The organism is Qingshengfaniella alkalisoli (assembly GCF_007855645.1).
Lineage (GTDB): Bacteria > Pseudomonadota > Alphaproteobacteria > Rhodobacterales > Rhodobacteraceae > Qingshengfaniella > Qingshengfaniella alkalisoli.
The window spans coordinates 316,161-323,281 of the sequence record NZ_CP042264.1 but is presented as its reverse complement, the minus strand read 5'-3'; the positions used below and the strand labels follow the sequence as shown (position 1 = coordinate 323,281).

The following is a 7,121-nucleotide window of genomic DNA, read 5'->3' as shown; positions in this document are numbered from 1 at the left end:
AACCGGATTCTTTCCTACAGATCCTGATTTTCCCGCTTTCTCGTTTCTATTGACAGATTACGGGATTTTAAGGCTATGCTAGTACCAAGCAGAATCGGGGCAGAACCCGGAATCAACACAGTGCATCGGGCAGAACATGCAAACCAGACGGATCGCCGGTCCCGGCGCAGGGGCCCAGAAATATGATATTTTAACGGGACTCGCCGTAAGCGGGTTGCACGGATCAACCGTCATGCAAACGTCCATGTTGCGATTGGTTGCGTTGGTCACAGCGCGCTACAATTGGCAACGTGACGAGGTGTCGATTGGGCAGGCAGAACTTTCTGGGTTGTGGGGCGTTACGGACAGAACCGTCAAACGTGAAATCAAACGGCTGATCGAAAGTGGCTATTTGATCAGGACACGGGAGGGCGTGAAGGGCAGGGTGGCCGCGTATCGCCTGAACCACCACTTTATTGCCCAGGTGTCGCAGGGCTGCGCGTCCTCGATTGGATCGGATTTCGCGGCACGGGTTCAATCGCAGCGCCCTGTCGAACAGGAACAGCCCAAAGTCCTGCAGTTGGCCGAATTTGTGGACCGACAGCAGAACCGGAAGATTCCCGAGAACGGAACACCTTGGTCGCAGGTGTGCAGCCTGCTCAAATCCAGAGATCCTGCGAATTACGCGAATTGGTATTCCCGGCTGGATGGGACGGCCGAGGGTGTGACGCTGGTGCTGGAAGCACAGGGCGGGTTCCTGAGCGGATATGTGGCGACCCATTTGGCGGACACCCTGGAACAGGCGACACGCGATGCGTTGGGTCCGGAATGGTCGGTGTCCATCCGACGGACGTGAAAACGGCCCCGCTGCGACAACAACGGGGCCGTGAAAAGCTATGCCGAAGTATTATTGCGGTCCTTCGTAACGCGGCAGTTCTTTCAGCATCTCCTTGGTTTGCGAAACATAGGCACGGACTTCGCCGCCTTCGGTTGCCTGCATCACGTCAACTTCGCTGACGTCAAGGGAAACAGGTTTCTCACCGATGCCGAGAAAACCACCCACGTCGATGATCACATTGGTGATCGCGTCGCCGTCGACTAGCACGTCATTGACTTCGCCAATGCGATCTTCGTTGAGGTCGAAGACGGCAGCGCCGGTCAACTGTTCGGCGGTGTAGCTACCTGCTTCAACGAAGACGAAACCTTCGGGCTGATAGTCGGGCGATCCGGCAGTGTCATTGCCCTCGAAGGGGTCGGTGGTTTCAGCACCTTCAGCCGGGGCTTCCATGCTGTCGCCTTCGGCGGGTGCGTCCATGCCACCGGTTGCATCGGTGCCCTCTGGCATTGCTTCCATATCAGTGTCGTCAGCAGGTGCCTCTGCGCCATCTACGGGTTCAGAGGCGGGATCGTCCATACTGCCGGCCCCTTCAGCGTCTTCCCCTTCCGCAGGAGCCACAGGCTCCGCTGCAGGTTCGGTTTCCGTGCCGGTTTCCGCGCCGCTGTCGTCAGCCGGGGCTTCAGACTGGGATTGTTCCGTATCAGAGGCGCCATCGGTGTTTGATGTGTCCTCTTGAGCTACCAGCGGGTTCGCCATTAGCAGCGCAGCAAGTGCAGTTGTGGTCATAATACGTTTCATTTGCCTACTCCTTTCGCAAGAGGCTGTCGCCTTGTGAGGATTAAACCGGAAGCAGGGCGCAGAGGTTCCTGAAACTAAGGGAAATAAAATCGGGAACAGAAAGGATCCGGTCAGCGTTCATTCTATCTTTTTCGTTATGTCAAGCGCCGGTCTAACAAAGAGGATTGCCAGTCGCAGGGTTGGAGTCTCGGGGGCAGTAATGTCTTGCGGATGCGTCGCGATCACCTTTCTGGATATGCGCATGGAGCCGACACTGGCCGATCGGCAAGGTGCTGCTCTCGCGTTTTTCCTTGCGTACTCGGCGCGTTGATCGCCATACCGGGGAATGACTCGACCGCTTCGATCCGTAATTGTGCTGTGTTTCGCGCTGTTGCTTGCCCTGCCTGCACGCGCCTAGGACCGTTCATTGGTGGGTGCGTTCGTTCGACGCAATGTCGAGGGCACCCTGGCGGTGCTGGGGATGTCCGTCGTGCCAAGTGAAACGGCGAGCGCGCTGTTTCTCGACACCGGTAGCGGATCGGATGAACGCTACGATCTCCGTTCGGCGCAACTTGGTGGTGGGTTGCGTTGGAGCGAGGATGTGCCGCTCTATCTGGAAGGGTATATCGGATATAACCGCTACGATCCTGTGCTGCTGTTCAGCGAAGGGCCGAACGGTCGCGTCTGCCGTTCAAGTTTACCAGCGCTTCAGCCACGGGCGGCGTTGGCTGGGAATTCGACCTGACAGAGAACCTGCTTTTGCGACCGATGGCGCATGTTGCACTGGGACGGGTGCAAAGCGACATATCTGTTGCGGGACAGGTCGTGGGAAATCGTCTGGGCCTTGATCCGGCGCTTCTGAAAGATGGCGGCGTGGCGGCGGGCGGCTATGGGGCGTCGCTGAGCTTGGTCTACAACCAGCGTTGGAATAATGATTACGAGGCCGATGTCAGTTTGCGCCATACCCATATTCGACTGAAGCCAATCGCCGGCGACAAGGAACTGGTGGGCGATGCCGATGCGATCACCACCACGCTGTGGACACGGTTGCGGGTGCCTACGGGCGCAGAGTTGTTCGACCGGCCTATCCGTGTCGTTTACGAGGCGACGGGCAGTTACCCGCCTGGTGATCAAGGCGAAGTGCTTGATACGGACTGGTTGGCACAGGTGGGGTTTGGCGGCGAAATTGACCTTTCCGAGACTTGGGTGCCGTGGGTGACGACGACCCGGTTGATGGCGCGCTATACGCGTGGCGAGGTGCTGGAAGGGTTTTCCATCGGATTGGCGGCGAGTTTCTGATGCCGTGACGGGAAGCAGTTGAAAAGTTGCCCGGGACTTGAAATCGTGCCGTGGCTGGGCCTCGCCGTTTGCGCCTTGCATCTGGATCGCCCGGAAGTTGTTCGAGCGAAGCTCAAAGGAAAGATGTCGCATGTGGGCCCTGATATCAGCCATCATACTTGCCGTCCTATTCATGGCCGCAATCGCCTGCGCGATATCGGCGGTCAAAAGCGCGCGCACGCCGCAAGGGGCGGTGGCGTGGGTGGTGTTCTTGCTGGTTGCGCCGCATTTCGGGGTGCCCCTGTTTCTGTTTTTCGGGCAGTCGCGCTATAACGGTTACGTCGTCGCGAGGCGCAGCAGTGAAGCCGTCGCCGCGCAGATCGTCGAATTTGGCGAAGCCCATGCGGCGCGCCATTTGCCGGACGGGTTGAACACCAAACCGTTCGAGCGCGTGGCCGAGATGCCCGTCGTGTCCGGCAATGACGCGAAACTGCTGGTCGACGGGGATGACACGTTCGGCGCCATCTTTGCGGCGATCGAGGCAGCGCAGGATTACATCCTCGTGCAGTTCTACATGTTCCATGATGATGAACTTGGTCGGGCGATGCAGAACCTGCTGATCCGCAAGGCGGGGCAGGGTGTTCCCGTGCGGCTGATCTATGACGACATCGGATCGACGCGGTTACCTAAGTCCTATCTCGACAAGTTGCGCGATGCCGGTGTGCGGGCTTATAGCGCCCATTCGATCCGCGGGCCGCATTCGCGGTTTCAGCTCAATTTCCGCAACCATCGCAAGATCGTGATCGTCGATGGCGAGGTGGGTTTTATCGGCGGGCTGAACGTGGGGGACGAATATATGGGACGGGATACGCGGTTCGGGCCGTGGCGGGATACGCATGTCCAGCTTCGCGGACCGATGGTCACGCAGCTTCAGCTTGTGTTTGCCGAGGACTGGCACTGGGCAACGCATGAAGACCTGACCGAGCCATTGAACTGGGAACCCCGTGATGCGGGCGATTATGACGGGCTGGTGATCCCGACGGGGCCAGCCGATGAAATCGAAAGTGGAAGCCTGTATTTCTGCGCCGCAATTGATGCTGCCAAGGACCGTGTCTGGATCGCGTCGCCCTATTTCGTGCCGGAGATCGACATTCTGACGTCGCTGAAGTTGGCCGCGATGCGAGGGGCTGATGTGCGGATTCTGGTGCCGGAAGGCATAGATCACCGGATCGTGTGGCTGGCGGCGTTTGCCTATTTCGACGAGGTGATCCAGGCGGGTGTGCAAATCTGGCGCTATCAGCCGGGGTTCATGCACCAGAAGGTGGTGCTGGTGGATGAAACAATCACGTCTATAGGGACGTTGAACATGGACAATCGGTCATGCCGCTTGAACTTCGAGGCGACGGCCATGATCTTTGATAGTCGAATGGCCAAACAGGTCGCGGCCATGCTGGAGAAGGATTTCGAGCGATCGACTCGCATGACGGCATTACTTGCGGATCAACCGTTGCGCCGGCAGATCGGGGCGCGGGTGGCGCGTCTGTTCGGCCCGCTCCTGTAGAGGATCAGGCGCGGCTGCGTGCGGCCAGCTACAACATCCGCAAGGCAGTCGGGCTGGACATGCGCCGCGATCCGATGCGTGTACTGGACATCATCAACGGGCTGGACGCGGATGTCGTAGCACTGCAAGAAGCCGACAAGCGACTTGGCCCACGACCCGGGGTGCTGAACCCCAGGGCGATCGAGCGCGAGAGCGATTTCCGGCTTGTTCCCCTCGGGCAAAATGACGTGAGTCATGGCTGGCACGGCAATGCGGTGCTTTTGCGCAAGGATATTGAACTGGGGGGTGTTGATCACATCGATCTGCCGGGGTTCGAGCCGCGCGGAGCTGTTGCTGTCGATGTGGTCAAGAACGGGCGGCACGTGAAGCTGGTGGGCACCCATCTGGGGCTGCTGCGCGCATCACGTCGCAAGCAGCTCGAAACAATCTGTAGCTATCTCGGAGATGAAGGCGCTGCACGTGCGATGATCGTCGGCGACTTCAACGAGTGGTCGGAAAGCAGGGGGTTGGAGGCGTTGGCCGCCTTCAAGGTTGTCAGCCCCGGCAAGTCGTTTCACGCGGCGCGGCTGCTTGCAGGGTTGGACAGGCTGGCATTGGGCAGCGCGCTGGATTTCTATGATGCAGGTGTCGAGCAAGGCCCGCAGGCCAAGGTCGCGTCCGATCATCTGCCTGTCTGGGCCGACATCGATTTCTGATCTTGTTGATGCGAGCGACACCCGTCTCTGCGACAGATCAGTCCACGAAGCACATGGTCGTATTCCGATAGCGGCTGCGGTGCATCGTTCCGCGCATAGGGCTAGCCTTGCTCCGATCGCAACCCAGCCATGCGGCACCTTGAAGACCATCCCCACGCGGTTCAGATCGATAGTTCAAGCGAAAGGTGCACAATGACCCAATCTTTATTGTTCGAGCCGTATCAACTCGGTGATTATACAATCGCGAACCGTGTCGTCATGGCCCCTCTGACACGCAACCGCGCCGTCGATGGGTTGGTCCCCGGCCCGAACGCGGCGCAATACTACGCGCAACGCGCGACAGCCGGTCTGATTGTCGCAGAGGCGACCCAGGTTTCCGCCCAAGCACAGGGATATCAGGATACGCCCGGCATCTACACGGATGCACAAGTTGCAGGCTGGCGGAAAGTAACGGACGCTGTTCATGCAGAAGGCGGCAAGATCTTTGTCCAACTGTGGCACACGGGGCGCATTTCCCATGTCAGCGTTCAGCCCGGTGGGGCGGCGCCCGTTGCGCCTTCAGCGGTTCCCGCGCAGGCAAAGACGTTTGTTAGCGGAAGTTTCCAAGACGTATCCGCGCCTCGCGCGTTGACGCTTGAAGAGATTCCGGGTGTTATCGAAAGCTTCCGCGTCGCCGCCGCAAATGCAATCCGAGCGGGTTTTGACGGCGTGGAAGTGCATGGTGCGAACGGGTATCTGCTGGACCAGTTCAGCAAGGATGGGGCGAACCATCGTGACGACACATATGGCGGAACGATCCCCAATCGTGCGCGTCTTCTGCTGGAGGTCACCCAGGCCGTGGTCAATGAGATTGGGGCCAATCGGACGGGTGTGAGGATCTCTCCGGTTACACCTGCAAACGGTATTTCGGATAGCGATCCGCAGGCGTTGTTCAATTACATCGTGGCGGAGTTGGACAAGTTATCGCCGGTCTATTTGCACGTGATCGAAGGTGCCACAGGTGGGCCTCGCAATATTGCTGCTTTCGATTATGCGGCGCTTCGTAAGTTGTTCAATGGAACTTATATGGCCAATAACGGGTATGACCGGGATATGGCTGCAACAGCGTTGGAAACCGGTGCGGCGGATTTGGTTTCCTTCGGCCACGACTATGTCGCGAATCCCGACCTGGTGGAACGGCTGAAATCGGGTGCACCGTTGGCTGAGCTGGACCGTGGCACGCTTTATGGTGGCGATGCGCGCGGCTACACGGATTATCCGACACTGCAGCAAAGCGCCTGACCCATAGAAAGCAGATAGCCGCAACATCGGCGGCCTCGGCAATCACAACCGGGTTTTCTGTTTTCAAAGTTGGGCTATCGGCGTCGTGGGGGTCGATAGCCCATGTGCCTCGCTTGGCGTCTCGGGCCGATCGTGGTGACAGGCGGCGTCAAGCCGACTTACGACGGCGAAACGCGACTGGCACGGCCAACGCCGCCGCGAGCAGGGGCAGGGTTGCGGGTAAAGGCACGGCGGGCATTTCATCGGCGCTCGCAAGGTGCATCTGGGCCACACCCGAAAAATCAGCGTTGACGCCGAACGGATCGTAAAGCGCGACGTCGAAGGTCAAAGTAAGCTCTACAAGATTGCCCAGGAACTCGGACGCCGAGCCGGTCACCGAGAATACAAAGTTGAGTATGTTTCCTCCGTCAAAGCTGAAATCGGCGACGTCGCCTTCGAGGATGGTGTCTGTTGGACCGTCGACCCAAAGGCTGAAGGCGGGGTCGAACCCCGTGCCGCCGGACATGCTGACGAATACAGGATCCAGACCATCCGTGTCGGACAGGGGAGCGGTCGAGTCGACGATAACGTCGCCGCCATAGAGCCAAACCGATGCCGTGCCATCCGAGATGGTTGCTGCGAGTGCGGGTGTGGATATGGCCAAGCTTGTTGCGGCCGCGAGCGAATACAAGATGCGCATTGTAGGTGCCTTTGGTTTTTCGATTGCTTTGGA

General features: G+C 58.9%; 8 protein-coding genes. 6 read left to right on the top strand and 2 right to left on the bottom strand.

The genetic code is table 11. The features are described 5' to 3' along the window. Positions 1 to 232 precede the first annotated feature (232 nt). Positions 233 to 835, top strand: a complete 603-nt coding sequence (locus tag FPZ52_RS16485) for a helix-turn-helix domain-containing protein (RefSeq protein ID WP_146366699.1) — start codon at positions 233 to 235, stop codon at positions 833 to 835. A gap of 51 nt (positions 836 to 886) precedes the next feature. Here FPZ52_RS16485 and FPZ52_RS16480 read toward each other — a convergent pair whose 3' ends face one another. Continuing rightward, positions 887 to 1,615: a PRC-barrel domain-containing protein gene (locus tag FPZ52_RS16480; RefSeq protein ID WP_146366698.1), complete on the bottom strand. Its 729-nt coding sequence runs from the start codon at positions 1,613 to 1,615 to the stop codon at positions 887 to 889. Positions 1,616 to 2,024: 409 nt separating this feature from the next. Between FPZ52_RS16480 and FPZ52_RS16475 the strand changes: the two genes are divergently transcribed. The 5 genes from FPZ52_RS16475 (at position 2,025) to FPZ52_RS16455 (ending at position 6,409) form a co-directional block, all read left to right on the top strand. Next, positions 2,025 to 2,339, top strand: a complete 315-nt coding sequence (locus FPZ52_RS16475; protein WP_146366697.1) for a hypothetical protein — start codon at positions 2,025 to 2,027, stop codon at positions 2,337 to 2,339. A gap of 23 nt (positions 2,340 to 2,362) precedes the next feature. Next, positions 2,363 to 2,893 (top strand): hypothetical protein, encoded by a 531-nt coding sequence (locus FPZ52_RS16470; protein ID WP_146366696.1) that lies wholly within the window; start codon positions 2,363 to 2,365, stop codon positions 2,891 to 2,893. Between the two features lie 130 nt (positions 2,894 to 3,023). Then, the gene (gene cls / locus FPZ52_RS16465; protein ID WP_146366695.1) at positions 3,024 to 4,433 is read left to right on the top strand and encodes a cardiolipin synthase; all 1,410 of its coding nucleotides are present in this window, start codon (positions 3,024 to 3,026) and stop codon (positions 4,431 to 4,433) included. A gap of 14 nt (positions 4,434 to 4,447) precedes the next feature. Further along, a complete protein-coding gene (locus FPZ52_RS16460) occupies positions 4,448 to 5,128 on the top strand; it encodes an endonuclease/exonuclease/phosphatase family protein (protein ID WP_146366694.1) in 681 nt (226 codons plus the stop codon). A gap of 192 nt (positions 5,129 to 5,320) precedes the next feature. Then, the gene (locus FPZ52_RS16455) at positions 5,321 to 6,409 is read left to right on the top strand and encodes an alkene reductase (RefSeq protein WP_146366693.1); all 1,089 of its coding nucleotides are present in this window, start codon (positions 5,321 to 5,323) and stop codon (positions 6,407 to 6,409) included. Between the two features lie 148 nt (positions 6,410 to 6,557). Here the strand turns inward: FPZ52_RS16455 and FPZ52_RS16450 are convergent, their stop codons facing one another. Further along, positions 6,558 to 7,088 (bottom strand): hypothetical protein, encoded by a 531-nt coding sequence (locus tag FPZ52_RS16450; protein WP_146366692.1) that lies wholly within the window; start codon positions 7,086 to 7,088, stop codon positions 6,558 to 6,560. Positions 7,089 to 7,121 lie beyond the last annotated feature (33 nt).

What these genes read in the sequence shown, in the direction of transcription:
- FPZ52_RS16470 (WP_146366696.1), top strand. Translation starts at nt 2,363, where the DNA reads ATGGCGCATGTTGCACTGGGACGGGTGCAAAGCGACATATCTGTTGCG.
- FPZ52_RS16480 (WP_146366698.1), bottom strand. Translation starts at nt 1,615, where the DNA reads ATGAAACGTATTATGACCACAACTGCACTTGCTGCGCTGCTAATGGCG.
- FPZ52_RS16450 (WP_146366692.1), bottom strand. Translation starts at nt 7,088, where the DNA reads ATGCGCATCTTGTATTCGCTCGCGGCCGCAACAAGCTTGGCCATATCC.
- FPZ52_RS16455 (WP_146366693.1), top strand. Translation starts at nt 5,321, where the DNA reads ATGACCCAATCTTTATTGTTCGAGCCGTATCAACTCGGTGATTATACA.
- FPZ52_RS16485 (WP_146366699.1), top strand. Translation starts at nt 233, where the DNA reads ATGCAAACGTCCATGTTGCGATTGGTTGCGTTGGTCACAGCGCGCTAC.
- cls (WP_146366695.1), top strand. Translation starts at nt 3,024, where the DNA reads ATGTGGGCCCTGATATCAGCCATCATACTTGCCGTCCTATTCATGGCC.